We start from the raw sequence: 20083 nt of genomic DNA on the forward strand, positions 1-20083 counted from the left end.
AATCTCCCAAAAAACTTTTTAAGTATCTAGTTCATCTAAATATTCTTCATAACCTAATTCCTTCATTTTATCCATAGGAATGAATTTAAGTGATGCTGAATTAATGCAATATCGTAAGCCTCCAGCGTCTTTTGGTCCATCATTAAATACGTGGCCTAAGTGAGCATCACCGATATTACTTCTTACCTCTGTTCGCACCATACCATGACTCTCATCCTTTTTTTCTTTAATAGCTTTTCTTGTAATAGGCTTTGAAAAGGCAGGCCATCCGCAGCCCGAGTCAAACTTATAGGTAGACATAAACAAAGGCTCTCCGGTTGTTATATCTACATATATTCCTTTTTCAAAAAAGTTATCGTACTCATTATTAAATGGTGCTTCTGTAGCATTTTCTTGAGTTACTCTATATTGTATTTCTGTTAAATTTTCTTTTAATTCTTTAAGTGGCCTTTTTACATACTTCTCATCCACTTTATTACCTCCTTAAAACGTATAATGGAAATATTTTATTTTAAATCTTCAAGTTCTGCCTTAAAAGCTCTCTTTTTAGAATGAACTTTCTTATAATGCTCTATAATAATTTCCTTTGCGCCTGCATTCCCATGGGATTCCATTACTTCTCCAAGTAAAGCTATTATCCCTTCTGCTTTATAATAACTTTTTCTAAAGCCTCCACCTACTATTGCCTCAGTTCTTTTATCAACCTCTTTTTGAAGCCAGGTGATATATTTTTCATATTGTTCATTTGTAATTTTAATCTTATCCTTCCAGATTGAAAATCTATCAAAAAAGCTTTTTTCATCTTCTTCTGAATAATTTAGTCTGTATTTAATTTCATCAATTACCTTTTCACCAGCCTTAGAAAAGCGTTTGTTTCTATCTAAACATAAAAGAAATAGTGGTACTATAACACCTTTAATGTTATCACTCCAACCCAAATAAGTTTTATCTTCTTCACATTCTTCATAAATAGAATCAAATTCACCACTGAAAAAGAGTAGTATCTTTTTTTGCTCCTTTGAAATATGATTCTTCTTCATTTGATTATTTATATTCCCAAATTCAAAAGCTGATTTTTCAGGGAGCTTTTTAAACTTTCTAACTTCAGTATCTACTATATTTTTGCCATCTTCAATTTCATGAAGTCTTAAATAGTGATTTAGTGTTGACTCAGAGTTAAAAGCTACTTTATAGCATTCCAAGACAATTTCTTCATGGCAAAGCTTTCTTGCCGCCTTTGCAGTTAAATCTGCCACCTTACCTCTAGTAACCAAGGTTTCTCCTATTATATTGATAGCTTCTAATCCTAACTTTTCACATTCAGCCTCTCTTTTTTGGTCAAGTAAACACTCACATGCTTTTAAATATAAAAGAGGATGTCTTTGTGCCGCTTCTTTTGCCACCTTACATAATTTTTCAATACCTCCTTGAAGAATACAGGCCTCAAATAGTAAACTTCCTGCTAAATCTCCATCCTCACACTCCAAGAAATTAATCCATTCTTCTAAAAAAACATCTGTCTCTGCTAGTTCTTCAGGACCTATAACAAAAAGTTCATCTAATTTTATATCTCTTGAAAAATTAGATTTAAAATATGTAAATAAAGCTGCTACTCTTTCTTTTCCCCTAGAAGTTTGATACTTTGCATACATCAAGTTAAGCATTATTTTCTTAAAATTCAAGGAAACTAATTTTTCATCAATTAATTCTTCAAGTTCTAAGTCAATTGTCTCTTCATCATCAACATCATATGCTTGAAAGCTCATATCCATAAGCATATTGTATAAATCTACAGCTTCATTATATCTTTTTTGACATAATAAATTTTCAGCTACTTGAAAAGCAAAAGTCAGCATTTTTCCTATTTCATGATTATCACAATACTCATAGTAATAATCTCTCCAATGATTTTCATCATATACTTCACGATAGCTGCATTCAAAATAGATATCTCCGTTTTGTACTTTTTCACTCCAATCTTGAATTTCTTTGATATCGTAAATAATCTCATTACACTTATTCTTACCATCTAGGGAATTCAAAAATTTATCTCTTTCCTCTTCCTTAATTGTACGTGCTAAATCATGAATCCACTTTCCTTTCTCATTGTTAGACATAGCAGCTAGTTTTTCATCTATAATTTTAATAAACTCATTATAATTCATTTTTTATTACATCCTTTTATTCTTGTTTTAGTATAGTATCCCCTTTTTACTTATCTTAAATTCCATCTATATTCATGTCAATATTTGCTTTAATAAGTCGTTAGTTTATGTAAATTAAATTAATATTAAAACACAGTCTTTTTATATATCATTTAAAAATTAAAGTTAAGTTGCTTGGCCTTGATATAGAAGTTAAAAGCAAAGAAAAAAGGTAAGCGGTGGAACACCTGCCGTATTGAAAAAAAGTAGCTTCTCAGGAACTTGAGAAGCTACTTTTTTAATAAAAACCTTCTTTTGCAATTTTCTTTATGTAGTTATATTGTTTTCGAATAAGTTTTTTAAATTCAGAATCTGATAAGTCATTAAAAATAGCTATTCCTTCTTCATAAAGACATTCATATATCAATTCACAATAATCATCATCTTCTCTATGCATTTTATTGTATCTTTTTTCAAGTTCATATGGAAAATCTAGAGTATAAGCTATTTCGTCAATTCTTCCGCTAAGAAATTCTTTAGTCATATTCATCATATAGTCTATATTAGGCTGACTCACTTATATTCTCCTCCTTTGGGTTAGTTTCTTCTGTATTTATTTTGCATTCAAGTTGCACTTGATCTGCCCATGGTAAATATTCTTCAAGAACAGAATCGTTTGATGTAAAATTAATATTAGGTAAATTGCGGAATATATACTCCAAATACTTGTATGCATCTAGATTATTAGCTGCGGCTGTATTTATAATGCTAAATATAATTGCTGACGCTTCCGCCCCAGCTGGCGAATCTGAAAATAACGAATTTTTTCTTGTAATTGCTACTGGTTTCACAGCAATTTCAGATAAATTATTTGATAAAGGTATTCTTCCATCAAGCAAGAAGTTTGAAAAATATTCTTTATGATTTAATGTATAATACAGCGCCTTTCTTAAGGGCTCTTGTTTTGTAACTGTTTTTTCTGCCCATGCAAAAAAGGCATCCAATATAGGGATACTATATATAATCCTGTTATTTTTTCTTTCTTCTGGAGATAACTCTTTCCATTTTCTTTCGAATTTAAAGAGCTTATCACAATAAGCCCGTCCAATGGCTCCGCCGGATCCTGAAATCTCTTTCTTACCAGAATCTAGTGGGATAGCATCAAGATAATATCTTCTTAGATGGCTAAAGCACAAGCATCTAGTGATTCCTTCAACTTTCTCATATCCTGCATACGCATCACTTACATGATAACCAGTGAATCCATCTAAAAAAGCTTTTGCATGATCTCCAGCACGACTGCTAGTATATTGATATAGAATTACTGGCGGACCTTCACAGTCCCCAGTTCTATGTATCCATATATATGATTTACTAGATGCTTTCTTATCTTTTTCCTTGTTTACCTGCCATGTTGTCTCATCACTCATGATAATACTGCACTTTAATAATTGTTTATGCATGAGTTCATATAGGGGCTTTAGCCAATATTCAGAGCTATGTATTATCCAATTTGCCATCATATCTCTTTTAAGTTCAGCACCCATCCTTTTAAAATCTTTTTCCTGACGGTATAACGGCATAGACATCATATACTTTTGATACATTAGCCAGGCTATAATTGAAGGCGAAGCGACGGAATGCGTAAGCACAGGTGCTGGTACAGGTGCACAATATATAGAATCATATGGATTTATATCATTTTTCCCACACTCAATACATTTGTATACATATTGAACATAATCTTTTATTATAAGCTTTGCTGGAATATATTCTATTTCCGATCTTACTTTTTTCTTTCCAATTACTTTAAGATCACTTCCACAGATTTTGCACAAAGCTTCTCCATCAAGAACACATTCAACTACTTCGTGTGGCAGTGCCTTAATTAATTTTTCTCTGTCACCTTTTTTTCTTACAGGTCTTTTATGTTCTTTAATATTTATAATTTTGCTTTCATCTAGAATTTCATCATATGTTTCACCAAAAAGAGAGCATTGCCCATCTGTTTTAGGAGTTTTTTCACTTGACGCCCCAAAACGTTGTTTTGATGCATGCAAAACCGCTTGAGTAAGGAGTTCAACATTATGCTCTAACATATTCACCTTTTCTTGCAGTTTTTTATTTTCATTTTCAAGTTCTTTAATTCGTAAATCTTTCTTATCTAAAAACTGCATAGCAAAGGCTCCTTTCTAGTTAATTCTCTACTTATATTATACCAGAAAAGTGGCTATTTTACTAGCTTTTTAGACGATTTTAGAAAATCATTCCCGTAGTGTCAATCCTTTCTCGATGTGCTTTTTTCTGATCAATTTGTAGCCCATCTAAAAGCCATTCCATTTGACGTTTGGTTATATCACGTACTTCTCCTTCATTTTTTGGCCACTGAAATTTCATGTCATCAGAAAGAAACTTTGTAACTAATATAAATCCATTTTTGTCCCATCTAAGTGCTCTAAGAGAGGTGTGCCTTTTATTGCAAAATAAGAAAACACTTGTACCAGAGTATGGATTAAGATTAAATTTCAATGAAACCAATGCGGCTAGTCCGTTTTGCTGCTTGCGAAAATCGGTGGCACCGAGTGCAAGATATATGTGCTCCGCCCCATCGGCTATATGGTGCATCATAATTCTTGCAGAACCCTCATTAGTCCTGCTAAAGAATTTTGATTAAAATTGCTTGGAATCGTAACCTGTATATCTTTGTAGAGTATCTGAAAATTATCAGATTTATTTGAGTTTGATACTAGATTATCATTTTCTGAAAGGATTGGGGTAATTTCAGTAAATGATATTTTTTCAACAGGCTTTTCTTTTCTAGTTAGTATTTTGTGATTCCAATAATTATATTTATGTTTACTAATTCCTTTCTTTTCACACCATTCTTTGACTGTCATACCACTTTCATTTCTTTCATTGATCCGTTGCTCCCAAAGGAGCAGATTTTCATTTGTGGATGCCATATTAAAAACCTCCAATCTGATTTACTTTATTAGAGCATATCAAATTGAAGGTCTATTTACATGACGGTATTTGTTCCAGCGCTTACAGAAAAAAGTGCCCCATCCGACCAAGATAAGCACCTTTTCTGAAATTTAAAATTTAAATTAAAATCTAATAGCCCTAAAACAAAATAAGCACTTTGTGAAAGTGACTAACACCAAATATAAAATTTTGGCTATCTACTTTTGTTCTAAGAATGCTTAGTGCTATTAGCACTAAGCATTTCTTATTTATATTATATCAAATTTTTTATGTCTGATTACTCTTCTCCTAATTTAATTATGCAATCCTTCTTATAAAATGAAATGCCATAATTTATATTTTTCATTTTTTAAAAGGATTACATATTTTACCATCACGAATCAATCATTACAATATCAAATGTAAATGGAAATTCCTCAGCTTTTTTAGCTTCAAAATCAACTTTATAGCCAGTTCCATCTTTATAAAAAAATCCTTGTTTTAATTCTATTTTCACATAACACATGTTTTCATCATTTTCGTTATTGTGTGCAAAGTACCATGGATCAAACGCCTTTATCAACTTTTCCCTAATTGCATGATTCTTTTCACATAATGGATGTCCAATATTATAGGCAATTCCGCTAAAACGATATAGTTTATTACACATTGAAACCTCAGAATTTTTTTCAATCTCTTGTACTTTCTGTGATTTTGCGTAAGTAGTAATATAGAAAGCACCATCATCATAAAAAGTGTCTATGAATCTAACCGATGGAATATTATCATTTGATGTTGCTAAAGCAAATTGATAATCCTTTGCAAATAACTCTTTTAAAACATTTAAACTTTTTTCGTATGTAGCCATTTTTTGCATCCCCTTTACAAGTTATAATCTATCTTACAGTAAATTATACCATATTTTGTAAACAACATATTATTTAATTTACAAGGAATATACTTCTTTTTTTCTACATCAAGCATACAATAAATTCAGTAGTCCTTCGCCATTATTATAAGTGCGTGCTAAAAAAATCGTAAATCCAATCTATTGAATAATACGATTTTACAATTTGCTATTTATTTCTATTGATTCGTAATAATAAGAATATTTTGAACAAAACAAACTACTCACTTAAAGAAGATAGCGAAGGATCCTTAATATTATTCCTCTTGATTTTTAATAACTTCCTCAATACTATTTACTTTTCTCTTTAAATCATTTATTTCTCTTGATACATTGGTTATCCGTCTAAAAAATCTGAATATCTCTAAAATTACAATTAGTATTATTGCTAATATAATTCCAGTATATATACCTTGCACTATTTTTCCCCCTCGCATAATTCGATTTCCAGTCAGTTCACCATTATTTACAATTGTATAATATTTTAAACATAAAAATATATATTTTTCTTCCTTTAGTTAACTTTTTTACCACTATAAATCAATTATAACACAAAGTGTAAATATTGAATTGTTAAATCTTTAGATATGATTGCTTTTTGAGTAACCTTTATAACTAAATAATCTCTTTTTAAATACAGACCTTCCTGTAAAATAGATAATAAGAATATATAGAATTACTTTAAATGCTCCCTTATACAAAATATCACCTATATACTTATTTTGATGCTAATGACAAAATAATTTCATGTAAAACATATCCTAAAGGAAATAATATAAATATAATTCCTAAAATTATTGAGCTTATATTAAATAAAGATTTTAATACACTATCATTTGTTTTCATCTGTTTCAAGTATATTTTATTCATTGCTATGCCTGTACCACCTATAATTATCAAACATATTCCTATAAAACAAATAAGAGCAATAATAATTCCAAATAAAGCTACAATAAATGGTAAAAAAATTAAAAACCCCATAAAAATCACACTCCTTATAATTTATTTAAAATCAACACTCCTGCAATCAAATAACACAAAGTTATTAAAATGCCCACCCACATATGTATAGCCGAAATAAACCAATACCCAACTTTTACTTTTTTATCGGAGGTATCAAAACATTTGCTCATCTTCATACCTTTATATCCCCGTATTATTGCAATAATAGCCAAAAACAAAGCCATTATAAGTGCTAAAAAAATAAGTGCATTTGTTAGTTTAATCATCTTTTTCCCCTCTTCTCTTAAAGATTACTTTTAATATGGTTTTTATTGTAATTCTATTTATCGTCAATGTATATTATACTTTAGTATAATTTTGAAGAACTATCCTCTGTAACTCACGTAAAACCACAAAAAAATCGCAAATCCAATCTCTTGAATAATACGATTTTACAATTTGCTATTTATTTTTATCGATTCATGATATAAGAAAAATACGAAACAGCTAATCTTCAAGATATTTTGATTCAAATGGATACTTGGCATAAGCTGTTTTATGTTTCTTAAACCCAAATTTTTTATAAAAGTTTTCAACTGCATTTACACGATTTTTAATTGTGTCTTTACTGCAACCAGGTAATTCTAGATTATTAATCATTTTCTTGATTTTTGGATACATTTTATCATTCCTTTAAAAGGCGTGTAAAATGTGAGAAGTGAAGTTCCTTGGGAAAGAACTCCACTTCTTATTTTTACCATCTTTTCTTACCCAACTTTCTCCAGGAATTGAGAAACTACCAAGTACAATTGGAGCTTGAGTAAAACAGAGACCAGTGTATATCTTTTTTCAATTAAATCTAAATATTCCATTTTTAATCCATTTGTAAAATCTGATAGCGTTATGTGATATTAATAGACAGGAGCTTTATAAACACAAAATCAGATTACCATTGTTCATGCGTGAATATACTTAACACAACAATCATGCCATTTTTATTTTTCTAGCTCTTCAGCTATAGTTTTTAAGTTTTCAATAATATTAATATGTTGAGGACAGACTCCTTCACACTTGCCGCAGGCTATGCAGTCTGAAGCCTTTCCCCCAACCATAACCGAAAATAGATAGTTTCCCTGGGCACCTACAAAATCATTGTGAATCATTTTGCGGTTATACGCTGCAAAAACATTAGGAATGTGTATTTTCTGAGGGCAGCCTTCTAGACAATATTCACAGGAAGTGCAAGGAATGCACGGTATTTCACTGAATGCCTTCCGCGCCTTCTCAACAACGGCTCTCTCATCTTCATTAAGTGGCTTGAAATGTTCCATATATGAAACATTGTCTTTTACCTGCTCGATTGAGGACATTCCGCTAAGTACAGTGATGATATTATCCAGAGAAGCTGCATATCGGATTGCCCAAGAGGCAACAGATGTTTTTGGATTCGCTTCTTCGAATATTTTTTTAACGCTGTCAACAGGATTTGCCAGTGCGCCCCCTTTGATCGGCTCCATAACAATGATGGGTTTGTTGTGTTTCAGCGCAACCTCATAGCATTTGCGTGCCTCGATTGAGTTACTCTCCCAATCGGCATAGTTCAACTGGAACTGTACAAATTCCATCTCAGGATGCTCGGTTAGAATTTTGTCTATTGCATCCGCCTTGTCATGAATTGAAAAACCTATATGACGTATGATCCCTTTTTCCTTCAGCTCCCGGACATAATCCCATATACCGAAGTCATCAAAAGTTTTTGTGCGGCTTTCTCCCAAGTTATGAAGCAGGTAATAATCTATATAGCCTGCTCCAGTGCGCTTAAGTGAAGTCCAAATCATGTTCTTAGCTTCTTCTTCAGTTTTTACAATCCACGCAGGACATTTTGTCGCGATTTGAAAGCTCTCGCGTGGATAGCGGTCAACGATTGCTGTTTTCATCGCCTCTTCAGATTTGCCTCCCATATAGGCCCATGAGGAATCAAAATAACTGAATCCTTTGGCCATAAACAGATCTACCATTTCCTTTGTCTGTTCAATATCAACTTCTTTATCAATCATAGGAAGCCTCATAAACCCGAAACCTAATTTCGGAATATTTTCGCCTAAATATGCCATACAATACCAACCTCCATATTTATCTAGTATCTAAAAATAAGATACTTTTATTAGTCTACTTAATGATATTTACAGTTCTTTCTTTTACCATTTCGCCCCCTTATTTGTGATGATCACATCACTATATTTTAATCATAGTTTTTTATAGATCTTATAGTTAAGGTAAACATGGTCTCAATAATTTCATCTATGTCTACTCCCCGATCAGTTATTACTGCATTTTCTTTTTCTAATATTATTTTTATTAAACTCATAATATTTAAATATAATATGTATGAAGTATTTATTACATTTAAATCATTTCTTATACTTTTATCTTCTATGCCTTCTTTTAATATATCTGTGAGTATAGAGAATAATTTAGATTGTTTTTCATAACATGCCATGATAACTTCATCGCGTGGTAAGTTTTTAACACTCATATTATTAAAAGCCAAAATAAACTTGAAGTAATCTGGATATTTATTTAGAAAATCTATCTTTGCTTTACCTATAACTAAAATCTTATCCAATCCATTTTTTAATGAATTAAGCTCTAATGCTGCTTGTTCCATTTTCTCTGACATATCAAAAGCCCTGCAAGTAATTTCATAACATAATTGTTCCTTGCTTTCAAAGTAAGAGTAAACTGTTCTTTTACTATATTTTACCTCCTTTGCCACATCATCCATAGTAGCTCCATCTATTCCTTTTAAAAAAAATACGGTCTCTGCTGCATTAACAATATTCTCTCTTCTTATTTTCTTTTTTGCTTCTTTTCCTATTCCATTTTCCATCTATAACCTCTAAAAACTTATTTTATATTTGCAAAAATAAACTCCAAGTTTACTTTTATGTTATATTATTAAATTTCTTTTGTAAAGTACTTTTTTAAAATATAATAAAATTCCACATAAGTCTATTTACTTATAATAAAAGTGTCATAATGATGACACTTTTATTATATAAACCCTTTTGAAATTGTTCTTAACGCTTTGTTTATACTATAATCTATTTGTCTCTTTTATCTATCTAATTCCCTCGCAACTTTCTTCTTTTCTTTACCCTGTATATAAATAAGACTAATAACTTTATAATCTTTTTCAAGTAATAGTCTTAATATGTTGTCTATATTCTTATTTTATAATTCCATTTTTTTCATATCATTAATTGTTTTATTTTATTGTTTGCAATTTATCTTTTTCTGTTGTAATTCCCATAGTACTTACACCACAACTAATTATTATTCCAATAAGATTTATAATAACTATTAAAGTGAATTTTTTTCTCATTATAATTTAAATTTGTCACTCTCTTGACACATTAAACTATTATAATAAGGTTACAAAGTTGATAATAGTTTTCTTCATAAATATTTACCCTTATAAATATATAAATAAAGAGTAACATTCATATTCCCCGTATGATATGTTGCTCTTTATTACATTTTATGCATTTTTCAACTCATGTATCGTTCAATATTGTCGTGCAGTTCTATTCATTGTTTTTCTTTTAATCTAACAATTTCATTTCAATTATTATATAACAACTTTAATCCTCATATAATTCTTACTTTGTTTATTAATACTCAACAAAAAGGTAACATATCATTTCACCTAATATATATGAATTATAGTATATTCTAAATATCAAAAATACCACAAATTCATTTCTGAATAATGCTGTATTCTAACTACTATATATTTTATAATTTTCTATTATTTTTTGCTTTTAAAAATAAAATAGTACAACTATAGTACAATTTTAAGTTTCATTCATTTTTTACCTAACATAATTTTTATTTCTCCAATCTATTATGATACTTTCTTTGAATGCTTTTCTTTTAGTTCCCCTAGTTGCGCAATTTTGTGCAATTTTTTCTTATTTAATTCCTCCTTGAGAATAGAAAAAGGAATACTTAAAGCTTTTATTGCTCTAAGTATTCCTTTATTTTCATTATTATAATATATACTTATATCTTAATTTGATACCTTTTAAGTTTTACATAAGAATATTACGGATTAGCATAACTTTACATTATAACCCTAATCTTATTTTGGCATATTGCTTGCCTTATTTTCCTTGTTGTTAGCAATACCATAAAATCTTCTAGGCTTTAATTTAATTTCATTTAAAAGTGTAAAACCTAATATCATTATTCCACCTATAATCTGCATAGGAAGTATTGATTCCCCTAAAATAGTTACTGAAGCAATAATCGCAATAAGCGGATCAACATAACTTAAAATCGATGCCTCTTGACCTTTTAGATCTTTAAGTGATGAAAAGTACAGACAATAGCAGATTCCAGTATGGATAATACCAAGTATCAGAAGATTTATTATCCCAGTATTCTCTAAACTGCCTATATGTATACCTGTTGTTGCGAACACATATGGAGTAAGAATAATAATTGCAGCAAAAAATTGTATTAAGGTTTTGTCAATACCAGTAACATTTTTAATAAATTTATTAAATAGCACAACAGTTGCGTAAAGTACTGCTGCACCTAGACCAAAACCTATACCAATAAGGTTATTACTATATTTTCCTATACCACTGACACCAATTACCATAATCAATCCTAATGTCGCCATAACAAAACATACCACTTGTTTAATTGTCAGCCTTTCTTTGAAGAAAATTGGGCATGCTGCCATAACAATTACAGGTGCAAAATAATAGCTTAATGTTGCAATTGAAACTGTTGTATATTTATATGCCTGAAAAAGGAATATCCAGTTAAAACCCATTGCTATACCTGAAAGAAAAAGTGCAGGAAGATCCTTTTTTATATCTGAGAACGAAATTCTCTTTCCACTTATAATCTTATATATGCAAATTACTACTGCTGCTGTTATTGCCCTAAAAAGCGCAATTTCCCCAGAAGAAATCGGAATATTTTTTACAAAAATCGAAATAGTTCCAAAAATCGCCATTGAAAAAATAATTTTAAGTTTTGCTTGCATCTTATCGTTCCTCTTTCATTAAAATATTGCCATAAAATGTATTATTATTTTGATCTGTATATTTCATCACTTCTTCTCCTGCAAAAGTAATTTCCCCCTTCTCTTTTAAATATCCTTCTTCTTGTAAAATATCCCACACATGGGCACCAACATGTCCCAATAAACGATTATTGCAAATAAAATATACGGCTTTTTTATTTTTTATCATTTTACGTTTCCCCTTTTCTTATATTTATCTCCATTTAGTTGACTGCGTCCAATATTTATTGTAGTCATTTTTGAGGACTGTGTCAACTAATTTTATATTTTTCATATAACAAAAAAACACAAGAAATTTTGCCAACTTCTCATGTTTTTTAAGACTGCTTTATTTTTTATACTTAATTTAACAATTTTATAAATCTAAATCCCAACGTTCTTCCACAACGCCTTCTCCCCATTCCGATTTATCATAACTTGCAGTTTTTTGGAATCCGCGACATTCATAAATATGCCTTGCTATTATCTGCGCACTGATTGTTAACAGAAAAACATGTTTATACTTCTTCTCTCTGCAGAAATCAAGTGCTATATCCATAAGTTTATTTCCATATCCTCTGCCTCGCATTTCTGGTTCAAGCATAAAAAAGCGTAATTGTGCAGTTTCATCATCCACCTTTGCTATTGCAATACTTCCAGCAGGATTTCCATTGCATTCTAAAATGTTTAAACAATCAGTTTTTAAATTAAAATTATTTGCAAACTGGTAAACAATATTATCAACATAATCAAAAAAGACATTTGATAAATGCCGTTCAGCATAATATAGAGTCTTATGGCGTGAAATTACATACTCTATATCGCTTGAAGTGAATGGCCGGATATTGATAACATCTGTAACATCCGATAATTTATTCTTAATCATCATCATTGCATCAAAAACAAGTTTTTGATTTTTTTCATCCATTTTATTAAATAAGTTACTGATTTGCTCACTCTGTATATCATTTAATTTATTAAAATCATTTCGGCCCTTTTCAGTAAGCTTAATATAGTTAATACGGCTATCTGCAGCTGATTGCGTCTTATCTATAAGTCCCTTTTTTTCAAATCTTGCAATCATGCGGCTCATAAAACTCCTATCAATGTCAAGCTGATTTACTAATACATTAGCAGTACATCTATCTGTTTTGCCAATCTCAAACAGTACCCTTGCTTCTGTTAAGGAATATCCTTCAGCCATAATCTGCCCGTTCAAGAGATTTAAAATGTTTGAGTAAAATCTATTGAATCCCATAGCCTCAGAAATCATATCCATTGAAATCATACTTACACCTCCAACAATCCAAAATTTATATATTAAAACTTTACCAGTCACATTTATAAAAAATATTTATATTTATTTTTTAGATAATACCAACATTTACCCGTTGATATTTTAACACATTTATGAAAGAATGTCATACTGCATCTTTCTTAAATCTATTTCTTATTTGTACCTGAATTATAAAAAAAATTATCATTATGTTATCAAAATGTTTGCATAATATTATAATTCTGATGAATAAAAATACTATTATAAAATATATTATATATATAGAACAAAACTTACAATATCCACCTTTATACGATAAGTTATTTTTAATAATTCATTATCCAATTACGGTAAATTTCGCATTTATTTATGATATGGTTCACCATTCATAATCCTAAACTTTTTTCATTATTGTAGGTCTTATATATATTCGCTTCAACTGCTCATTACAGTCATACTGCTATAAAATGTTTATTTACGTTTTATAGTTTTTTCAGTTGTCTCCCTCACTAAAAATGAGATTTAATATTAATTTATTTTGAGTACTTACTCTACATAAATATATTATTATTATAATATATTTCGTCGATATTTTTCCATAAAATATTAAAAATGCCACAACCTCATTTCTAAATGTTGTGGCATTTAAAATCTGTTATTTTCTCTTTGTATAGTCTGTAATACCTAGTCTATTTCCAAATGGATCTTCAAATTCTACAGCCATTCCTGTCATTATTTCAAAAGGTTCAGACAAAAATTTAACACCATTTTCTTTTAATTTACTATACTCATCTTCAACATTTTCAACTTCAAACCAGATTGTTGGCTTAATATCTGGGAATAGTCTTTCATCTTTTAAAATAATTGCCGGCTCTTCGTCTCCAATATTAAAAGCAATCATTCCTTTTTTAGAAAAATCAAATTTTAATTTTAATCCTAAGGTGCTTTCATAATACTTTCTAGCCTCTGCTAAATTGCTCACTCCCATAAAAAAGTTATCATAGTTCTTCATTATAAATTCCTCCTATTATTTTTATTCTCATCTATCTATTTATGTATTTCATGCATTAAAGTTTATCTATTCTGTATATTATTTAATACTTATTAAATATAATACTTTATAAGTTATTTATTAATAATTATAGGAGGTCTATATAAGTGTCCTTTTCAAATAAATCTTCTTCCAACCGCCAGGCTAACGAAAATATGCTAATTAATTCTTCTCACATAGGAAACGATACTATTGTTATGGTTGGATCCTTTGGTTCTATTCTTGTTTCTAGAGATGATGGATTAACTTGGCATTCAAAAACTTCAGGCACTTCTAATGATCTTAATTCAATTGCCTTTGGAAATAATACCTTTATTGCAGTTGGATCCTCCGGTACTATTCTTATTTCTAGAGATATCGGTAAAACTTGGCGTTCAAAGACTGCTGGTACTTCTAACGACCTTAATTCAATTACCTTTGGAAATAATATATTTATTGCAGTTGGATCCTCTGGCACTATTCTTATTTCTAGAGATAACGGGGTAACTTGGCATTCGAAAATTTCAGGTACTTCTAAAAATCTCACTGGAATTGTATTGGCTAACAACAACTTTGTTGCATATGGATCTTCAATTACTGTTATTTCCACAAATATTGGCCGCACTTGGCATTCTACGTAATCCAGACAATTAACTAATTATAATAAGCTTACTAAGTTGATAGTAATTTTTTTCATAAACATTTACCCATTAAATAAATATAATAATAAAGAGTAACACTCATTTCTTTTGATGTGTTACTCTTTATTATGTTTTACGTAAGTCTTAAACTACTGTGCGGTTTATTAGAATTTCGTATTGAAAAATCGTAAATTCGATCTCTTGTATGATTTCTTTCTAACAATGTTTTCTTCATTTTTGGCAAAATAGAATATCCCATCGATTTTAATACTTTATATCCTTCATCAATAGCTTTAACAATTTGAGTTGAAATTTTTTTGCTTTTAGCAACTTTATGTAAATTTCCATCACATGCATATGAAGCATAACAAAGAGTATTATAGATAGACTTAAAATTATACCAGTAGATCATTATTTAGTTTTTAATTAAATATTTCCTGTATCTATCTACTTTGACTGCATATGTTTTGTAGTCTCTTTAACTGCTTTTGCAACAAGCAAATAATAGTCTCCTCATCTTCAGTTTTTGTTCCAACATACTCTAGCGAAACAATATCTGGATTAGACTGATTAAGTACCCATTCTAACAATCTATAATCTTCTTCCTTCATAGATTCATGTGTATCTGCTGGAAAACCATCTTTATCAAAACCAGAGCCATTTACGTGAATTTCTACAATTCGATCAAGAGGTAGCTTAGAAATATAATCATAAACATCCAATCCATGATACTGTGCAGTAATCTTTGCATGTGATATATCAAGTAAAAATGATACATTATTATCTACAAGCAATCTGTTAATTTGTTCTGGCCTAAAATAGGGATAATGATCATATACTCCCCTATCTTCTGGTGTATCTGGAATGTTTTCAAGTAGTAGCGGAACTGACATGTTATTTTTAAATATCTGAATGTTTTCACACATTTTCTCATATATATTTTCTTCTGTCATTCCTTGATACATATCAGAGTTTTTAAGTGTAAGGTGTAATCCATAATGAGGAGAACTACAATCTTTAATTAATTTATTTGCTAAATCAAAATCTACTATTTCTATATTATTCATTCCAGTACATTCAAAGTTTCCTAAGCCATGAAGTAGTATTGGACGTAATGATCGCATTTTAGCAAACTGTTCATTAAATGTTCCATAAGCACCAGCTTTAATATAATCTACGTTAACCGCATCTCTTTCAATAAGAATTTCCAATGCTTTCGACCAGTTGCACCCAATATACATAATAAACCTCTCTCCTTATATATCTCGCATAACATTTGCTAACCGAAATTATTTGATAATTTTTTAATTACAATAAAACATATAATCTTTTACCAGTATAAATTAATTATAACATTAATTGCAAATCCTACATTATTCAATTTTCAAAGAGCATTTCTTAATTTAATACTCACTTTAAGAATATTGTGGATTAATTAATATCTCTTACTTTCAATAATAATATCATCTGCAATAACACTAAATTCATGTAAAGTTAATAAGCCTTGAGAAGAGAGAAATAGAACTTGAAATTCAAATCCTCCAGTATCAGACAAATGTACTTCTTCATCAATCCATATATCTCCTACAATATCATCTACCGTTTCAAGTTGAATAACATTTTTAAATATTAATATATAGCATTCTAGTTCTATAATTAACATATCATTACTTTCTTTTTTCAATGATAATAAAGTATTATCATGAAAATAATAATTTCTTAATTCTTGCAGACTTAATGGCAATTTCTGTTTTATATTTTCATATTCAGTCTTATATAGACTACATAGATTTTTCCACTCATTTGCCATTTCTTTAATTCTTTCATAAAGTTTTTGTGACACTTCTTTATCAGTAAATTCTTTTCCTTGAAGAATATCCTCTTTTACTTCTGGAATATACTTAAACAACAATGCGTCAAGCACTATATCATTCTTATGGCCGCCGTTATAGAACTCATCCAACTGACGCATCCATTTTTCTTTATTATCAGTCCTTAAAGGGAACCTCCCTCTTATTTGCGTTTTTTCATATATCTCACTTGTAAAGTACCTCATAACTAATATACATGCCTCCAAATATTTATTAAGCTTTAATATAATATTAAGCTTATGTTACAATTTACCATTTATTGAACATATTTAATTATTTTTAGATGATTTATTTAATATAAATGTTAAAGTAGTGTCTTGCATGTTTTTTTATTAAGTACAATACTTGTGATTATCATTCATTTTTTCTTGATTTTTCTTTTAATAAAAGATAGATATTGAGCAAAATTCCTAGTGTCCCAATAACTCCTGATATAATACGATTTTACAATATGGTATTTATTTTTATTGATTCATGATATAAGAATATTACGTGACTCATATTTTACTCTTTGAAATGTGCAATAAGAAATTTTTTAATGTCCTCATTATTGTATTTAACATTTCTATGCTTTTTAATACATCTAAACATTCAAGACTATGATTTCCTTCATCAATTTGTACTAATTTAATATTTTTCCTACTCTCTAGTGCATTCATATTTAAACTATTAATTTTTCCATCATCTTTACCTGTAACAACAAGACATGGATAATTTACCATATATTTAACTGTCTCATTTACTGGCGTTAAATAAACATGCACTTGTTCATAATCTCTCAATTCTTTAGATAATCTATTTTGGATAATAGTTCCTAAACTTTTACCAATAAAAATTATTTTTTTATAATTTTCACTCAAACATTTTATTAAAACTTGTTCTGATTCTCTAACTAAAATATCAAGTTCTTCATTAATGTCAAAATTTTTATGTAGAATTTGAAATCCATAATCTACATAAAGAACATCTAATCCAAGTTCTAATGATATTTTACTTGAATAATACATAAGTGGTTTATCATTTGTATATCCTTCTCCTGGAAGAATGACAGCCAAAACATCACTATTCTGCTTAATACATTTATTTGATAGAGTTTCTCCCCAGTAGGATTTAAATTGAATATTTGTTTCATTCATAGACATATCCCTCCATTAATGTTGAGTAAAAATAATTCTTTCGCAACAAAATACTATTATAAATCAATTATAGCATAATTTGTAAACATCATATTATTCAATTATCAAAGAGCACTTCTTAATTTGATACGCGCTTTCTACATACTGCCTAACATCTTAGAATTACGTAATGGAATAATCTTTATTCTGAATATATTTTTTTGCCTTTCACATAATAAAATTTGAATGATTTAATATTGAAAGGCGGTCAATCTAATGAAAAAATTTATTATATTCTCAATTTTATTATTTTTATCTTTTAATATATTATTATCAGCATCTGTATTTGCAGTTACTAATTTTAAAGAGGGTATTTATCAATTATCTAATTTTAATGTTTCACCTAATAATCGGTATACTATTCAAAATATTTCTCCTAGTCAAAGTGTGTACGTACTCCTTTTTGATGAAAATCAACTCCAAATACAGTCTATACGCTTAAAACCTAATTCAGAAAATTATAGTCTACTACCTTTGCAGCCCAACTACAGACTTATAGTAGTTGGTAACGGAGAAGTAATTATTCAATAAAAGGCACTTTAAAAGTGTCTTTTTTATTTAGTGTAACACGTTAATTTACAATTTACGCAAATTCCTTTATTGATTCTGGAAACAAAATAGTAATCAACTTATTCATCAATCTTTTCCGATTTCTAGTCACAGTACTCTGATCTTTCTCCAGTCTTTCAGAAATCTTCTCATCTGTTTCAAGCTTATCTTTTTGTAAATTTAAATATTTCAATTGTATAATATCAAAGTATTTATCTTCTCCAAAGCATTTTCTATTCTTCTCAAGTCTCTAATTTCTCTGCCTTGTATTTTTCTATAAGCTGTATGTACCTTTCTTCTGAGCTTATACCTCCACCTAAAGTTTGATAAATTATTATAGATCCGCTGGATTAAGGTAATCCATTCTGTTTAATATTCTCTATATCCTCATAGCTTTCACAATATTTAACCAATAATTTATACAATATCATTTCTAATATATTTTTCATCACTTTTCCTCCAATCTATATATTTCATAACTTAGTAGAATTGCATAATAAAAAAATCGCAAATTCAATCTCACTTGAATGATGCGATTTTCAAAGTAACTATTTACTATATTATTGTAATTAAGTTTATACATAAAATATTCTACAATAACTATCTTGATTCAATATCTATTTTTTTAAGTATATCTTTAATATGCTTAGTAGCCTTACCTAATTCTTCATCAAAAATCATATGTCCACTATAATTAAAATTTATAATCTCCAACTCTTTTATTGATCCTTCATATTTCAATATATCTTCAGCTGTTAAATTGGACTGGATATCAGATTCTAAATCTGTTCCTCTGAATATCCATACTGGACATTTCACATTATTTAAATCGTTATAGAATTCTTTATACGTTGATTCCTTTTCTATTCCTTCTAATGCATCAGAAGTAACATAATTATCTAACTTAATTCCATTGTATATCATATTAATCCAAAATTTTGCGGCACCTTTCTCTAATTTGGAATGAATACCTGGATAATCAACAATAATAATTCCATTAGCAATTTCTGCATTAGCTACCAAATAGCCAAGCATATATGAAACACCTTTTGAAAAACCTAAAAATAATGGTTTATTAATTGGCTCATTTCCAATTACACAAGCAAGGTCAGACACATGATCACTCCAATCAAATCCTGACTTTGGTGTACTGCTCCCACCACGTCCACGATAACTAAGTGCAATACAATGTCTTCCAGTAAGACGCGAAATTAATGGTAGTGCTCTAATTGCAGGTTCCCATATTCCCATTGATAATATTAACGTTGATTTCTCATTGACTTCATTACTTACATAATACTCAATTTCAGTTCCATTATTATTTACTATTTTTCTTATTATATTTCCTTCCATAAATTACATCCTCTCTCCTAAAGTAAATCAAACATTAATTATACCCGCCAAGAATTTCATTTTCTTTTTCACTTAACTTGCAGATATTTCATTATTATATCATAATTTACAGACATTACATCATTCAATTTTCAAAAAGCATTAGTTATAA

At 29.2% G+C, this 20083-nt stretch carries 24 protein-coding genes; 1 reads left to right on the forward strand and 23 read right to left on the reverse strand.

From position 1 onward, the window contains the following. Positions 1 to 18: 18 nt before the first annotated feature. The 22 genes from msrB to CDLVIII_RS18895 form a co-directional block, all read right to left on the reverse strand. Entirely contained in the window at positions 19 to 471 is a 453-nt protein-coding gene (gene msrB / locus CDLVIII_RS18795; protein WP_009171048.1) for a peptide-methionine (R)-S-oxide reductase MsrB, read from the reverse strand. 35 nt (positions 472 to 506) lie between these two features. After that, positions 507 to 2165 carry a hypothetical protein gene (locus CDLVIII_RS18800; protein WP_009171049.1) on the reverse strand — a complete coding sequence of 553 codons (1659 nt, stop codon included), beginning with the start codon at positions 2163 to 2165 and terminating at the stop codon, positions 507 to 509. 277 nt (positions 2166 to 2442) lie between these two features. Beyond that, a complete protein-coding gene (locus tag CDLVIII_RS18805; RefSeq protein ID WP_009169737.1) occupies positions 2443 to 2721 on the reverse strand; it encodes a hypothetical protein in 279 nt (92 codons plus the stop codon). Then, entirely contained in the window at positions 2708 to 4321 is a 1614-nt protein-coding gene (locus tag CDLVIII_RS18810; RefSeq protein WP_009171050.1) for an IS66 family transposase, read from the reverse strand. Before CDLVIII_RS18810 ends, CDLVIII_RS18805 begins: the two co-directional genes overlap by 14 nt. Positions 4322 to 4400: 79 nt before the next feature. After that, on the reverse strand, positions 4401 to 4682 hold the full coding sequence (gene tnpB / locus CDLVIII_RS18815) for an IS66 family insertion sequence element accessory protein TnpB (RefSeq protein ID WP_242835760.1): 282 nt from the start codon (positions 4680 to 4682) through the stop codon (positions 4401 to 4403). An 86-nt stretch (positions 4683 to 4768) separates the two neighbouring features. Then, positions 4769 to 5107 (reverse strand): hypothetical protein, encoded by a 339-nt coding sequence (locus tag CDLVIII_RS18820; RefSeq protein WP_009171052.1) that lies wholly within the window; start codon positions 5105 to 5107, stop codon positions 4769 to 4771. 395 nt (positions 5108 to 5502) lie between these two features. Further along, entirely contained in the window at positions 5503 to 5976 is a 474-nt protein-coding gene (locus CDLVIII_RS18825; protein ID WP_009171053.1) for a pyridoxamine 5'-phosphate oxidase family protein, read from the reverse strand. Between the two features lie 296 nt (positions 5977 to 6272). Beyond that, positions 6273 to 6434 carry a hypothetical protein gene (locus tag CDLVIII_RS31450; protein ID WP_186005508.1) on the reverse strand — a complete coding sequence of 54 codons (162 nt, stop codon included), beginning with the start codon at positions 6432 to 6434 and terminating at the stop codon, positions 6273 to 6275. A 298-nt stretch (positions 6435 to 6732) separates the two neighbouring features. After that, entirely contained in the window at positions 6733 to 6996 is a 264-nt protein-coding gene (locus CDLVIII_RS18835) for a hypothetical protein (protein WP_009171055.1), read from the reverse strand. A 14-nt stretch (positions 6997 to 7010) separates the two neighbouring features. Then, the gene (locus CDLVIII_RS18840; RefSeq protein WP_009171056.1) at positions 7011 to 7244 is read right to left on the reverse strand and encodes a hypothetical protein; all 234 of its coding nucleotides are present in this window, start codon (positions 7242 to 7244) and stop codon (positions 7011 to 7013) included. 220 nt (positions 7245 to 7464) lie between these two features. Then, on the reverse strand, positions 7465 to 7638 hold the full coding sequence (locus CDLVIII_RS32180; protein WP_242835761.1) for a hypothetical protein: 174 nt from the start codon (positions 7636 to 7638) through the stop codon (positions 7465 to 7467). A gap of 314 nt (positions 7639 to 7952) precedes the next feature. Continuing rightward, the gene (locus tag CDLVIII_RS18845; protein ID WP_009171057.1) at positions 7953 to 9071 is read right to left on the reverse strand and encodes an aldo/keto reductase; all 1119 of its coding nucleotides are present in this window, start codon (positions 9069 to 9071) and stop codon (positions 7953 to 7955) included. A 128-nt stretch (positions 9072 to 9199) separates the two neighbouring features. Then, positions 9200 to 9847: a TetR/AcrR family transcriptional regulator gene (locus CDLVIII_RS18850; protein ID WP_009171058.1), complete on the reverse strand. Its 648-nt coding sequence runs from the start codon at positions 9845 to 9847 to the stop codon at positions 9200 to 9202. 1254 nt (positions 9848 to 11101) lie between these two features. Further along, positions 11102 to 12019 carry a DMT family transporter gene (locus CDLVIII_RS18855; protein ID WP_009171059.1) on the reverse strand — a complete coding sequence of 306 codons (918 nt, stop codon included), beginning with the start codon at positions 12017 to 12019 and terminating at the stop codon, positions 11102 to 11104. 1 nt (position 12020) lies between these two features. Further along, a complete protein-coding gene (locus CDLVIII_RS18860) occupies positions 12021 to 12227 on the reverse strand; it encodes a hypothetical protein (RefSeq protein ID WP_009171060.1) in 207 nt (68 codons plus the stop codon). 186 nt (positions 12228 to 12413) lie between these two features. Then, on the reverse strand, positions 12414 to 13325 hold the full coding sequence (locus CDLVIII_RS18865) for a helix-turn-helix domain-containing GNAT family N-acetyltransferase (RefSeq protein ID WP_009171061.1): 912 nt from the start codon (positions 13323 to 13325) through the stop codon (positions 12414 to 12416). Between the two features lie 643 nt (positions 13326 to 13968). Next, the gene (locus tag CDLVIII_RS18870; protein WP_009171062.1) at positions 13969 to 14325 is read right to left on the reverse strand and encodes a VOC family protein; all 357 of its coding nucleotides are present in this window, start codon (positions 14323 to 14325) and stop codon (positions 13969 to 13971) included. 211 nt (positions 14326 to 14536) lie between these two features. Further along, positions 14537 to 14953 carry a hypothetical protein gene (locus tag CDLVIII_RS31455; RefSeq protein WP_035301845.1) on the reverse strand — a complete coding sequence of 139 codons (417 nt, stop codon included), beginning with the start codon at positions 14951 to 14953 and terminating at the stop codon, positions 14537 to 14539. A 164-nt stretch (positions 14954 to 15117) separates the two neighbouring features. Then, positions 15118 to 15396: a hypothetical protein gene (locus CDLVIII_RS31460; protein WP_009171064.1), complete on the reverse strand. Its 279-nt coding sequence runs from the start codon at positions 15394 to 15396 to the stop codon at positions 15118 to 15120. 31 nt (positions 15397 to 15427) lie between these two features. Further along, entirely contained in the window at positions 15428 to 16225 is a 798-nt protein-coding gene (locus CDLVIII_RS18885; protein WP_009171065.1) for a DUF692 family multinuclear iron-containing protein, read from the reverse strand. Between the two features lie 194 nt (positions 16226 to 16419). Next, the gene (locus CDLVIII_RS18890) at positions 16420 to 17040 is read right to left on the reverse strand and encodes a DUF4085 family protein (RefSeq protein ID WP_009171066.1); all 621 of its coding nucleotides are present in this window, start codon (positions 17038 to 17040) and stop codon (positions 16420 to 16422) included. 312 nt (positions 17041 to 17352) lie between these two features. Beyond that, complete coding sequence (locus CDLVIII_RS18895; protein WP_009171067.1) at positions 17353 to 17991, reverse strand: alpha/beta hydrolase; 639 nt, start codon at positions 17989 to 17991, stop codon at positions 17353 to 17355. Positions 17992 to 18246: 255 nt separating this feature from the next. On the opposite strand from CDLVIII_RS18895, the gene CDLVIII_RS18900 reads away from it, so the two are divergent. After that, positions 18247 to 18561, forward strand: a complete 315-nt coding sequence (locus tag CDLVIII_RS18900) for a hypothetical protein (protein WP_009171068.1) — start codon at positions 18247 to 18249, stop codon at positions 18559 to 18561. 618 nt (positions 18562 to 19179) lie between these two features. Here the strand turns inward: CDLVIII_RS18900 and CDLVIII_RS18905 are convergent. Beyond that, complete coding sequence (locus tag CDLVIII_RS18905; RefSeq protein WP_009171070.1) at positions 19180 to 19932, reverse strand: alpha/beta hydrolase; 753 nt, start codon at positions 19930 to 19932, stop codon at positions 19180 to 19182. Positions 19933 to 20083: the final 151 nt, after the last annotated feature.

Origin of the sequence: Clostridium sp. DL-VIII, assembly GCF_000230835.1 — a bacterium.
GTDB lineage: Bacteria > Bacillota > Clostridia > Clostridiales > Clostridiaceae > Clostridium.

Bases quoted from the DNA above. Each gene is read 5' to 3' on its own strand.
- CDLVIII_RS18800 (WP_009171049.1), bottom strand. From the start codon at position 2,165: ATGAATTATAATGAGTTTATTAAAATTATAGATGAAAAACTAGCTGCT.
- CDLVIII_RS18810 (WP_009171050.1), bottom strand. From the start codon at position 4,321: ATGCAGTTTTTAGATAAGAAAGATTTACGAATTAAAGAACTTGAAAAT.
- CDLVIII_RS18820 (WP_009171052.1), bottom strand. From the start codon at position 5,107: ATGGCATCCACAAATGAAAATCTGCTCCTTTGGGAGCAACGGATCAAT.
- CDLVIII_RS18825 (WP_009171053.1), bottom strand. From the start codon at position 5,976: ATGGCTACATACGAAAAAAGTTTAAATGTTTTAAAAGAGTTATTTGCA.
- CDLVIII_RS18835 (WP_009171055.1), bottom strand. From the start codon at position 6,996: ATGGGGTTTTTAATTTTTTTACCATTTATTGTAGCTTTATTTGGAATT.
- CDLVIII_RS18840 (WP_009171056.1), bottom strand. From the start codon at position 7,244: ATGATTAAACTAACAAATGCACTTATTTTTTTAGCACTTATAATGGCT.
- CDLVIII_RS32180 (WP_242835761.1), bottom strand. From the start codon at position 7,638: ATGTATCCAAAAATCAAGAAAATGATTAATAATCTAGAATTACCTGGT.
- CDLVIII_RS18845 (WP_009171057.1), bottom strand. From the start codon at position 9,071: ATGGCATATTTAGGCGAAAATATTCCGAAATTAGGTTTCGGGTTTATG.
- CDLVIII_RS18850 (WP_009171058.1), bottom strand. From the start codon at position 9,847: ATGGAAAATGGAATAGGAAAAGAAGCAAAAAAGAAAATAAGAAGAGAG.
- CDLVIII_RS18855 (WP_009171059.1), bottom strand. From the start codon at position 12,019: ATGCAAGCAAAACTTAAAATTATTTTTTCAATGGCGATTTTTGGAACT.
- CDLVIII_RS18860 (WP_009171060.1), bottom strand. From the start codon at position 12,227: ATGATAAAAAATAAAAAAGCCGTATATTTTATTTGCAATAATCGTTTA.
- CDLVIII_RS18865 (WP_009171061.1), bottom strand. From the start codon at position 13,325: ATGATTTCAATGGATATGATTTCTGAGGCTATGGGATTCAATAGATTT.
- CDLVIII_RS18870 (WP_009171062.1), bottom strand. From the start codon at position 14,325: ATGAAGAACTATGATAACTTTTTTATGGGAGTGAGCAATTTAGCAGAG.
- CDLVIII_RS31460 (WP_009171064.1), bottom strand. From the start codon at position 15,396: ATGATCTACTGGTATAATTTTAAGTCTATCTATAATACTCTTTGTTAT.
- CDLVIII_RS18885 (WP_009171065.1), bottom strand. From the start codon at position 16,225: ATGTATATTGGGTGCAACTGGTCGAAAGCATTGGAAATTCTTATTGAA.
- CDLVIII_RS18890 (WP_009171066.1), bottom strand. From the start codon at position 17,040: ATGAGGTACTTTACAAGTGAGATATATGAAAAAACGCAAATAAGAGGG.
- CDLVIII_RS18895 (WP_009171067.1), bottom strand. From the start codon at position 17,991: ATGAATGAAACAAATATTCAATTTAAATCCTACTGGGGAGAAACTCTA.
- CDLVIII_RS18900 (WP_009171068.1), top strand. From the start codon at position 18,247: ATGAAAAAATTTATTATATTCTCAATTTTATTATTTTTATCTTTTAAT.
- CDLVIII_RS18905 (WP_009171070.1), bottom strand. From the start codon at position 19,932: ATGGAAGGAAATATAATAAGAAAAATAGTAAATAATAATGGAACTGAA.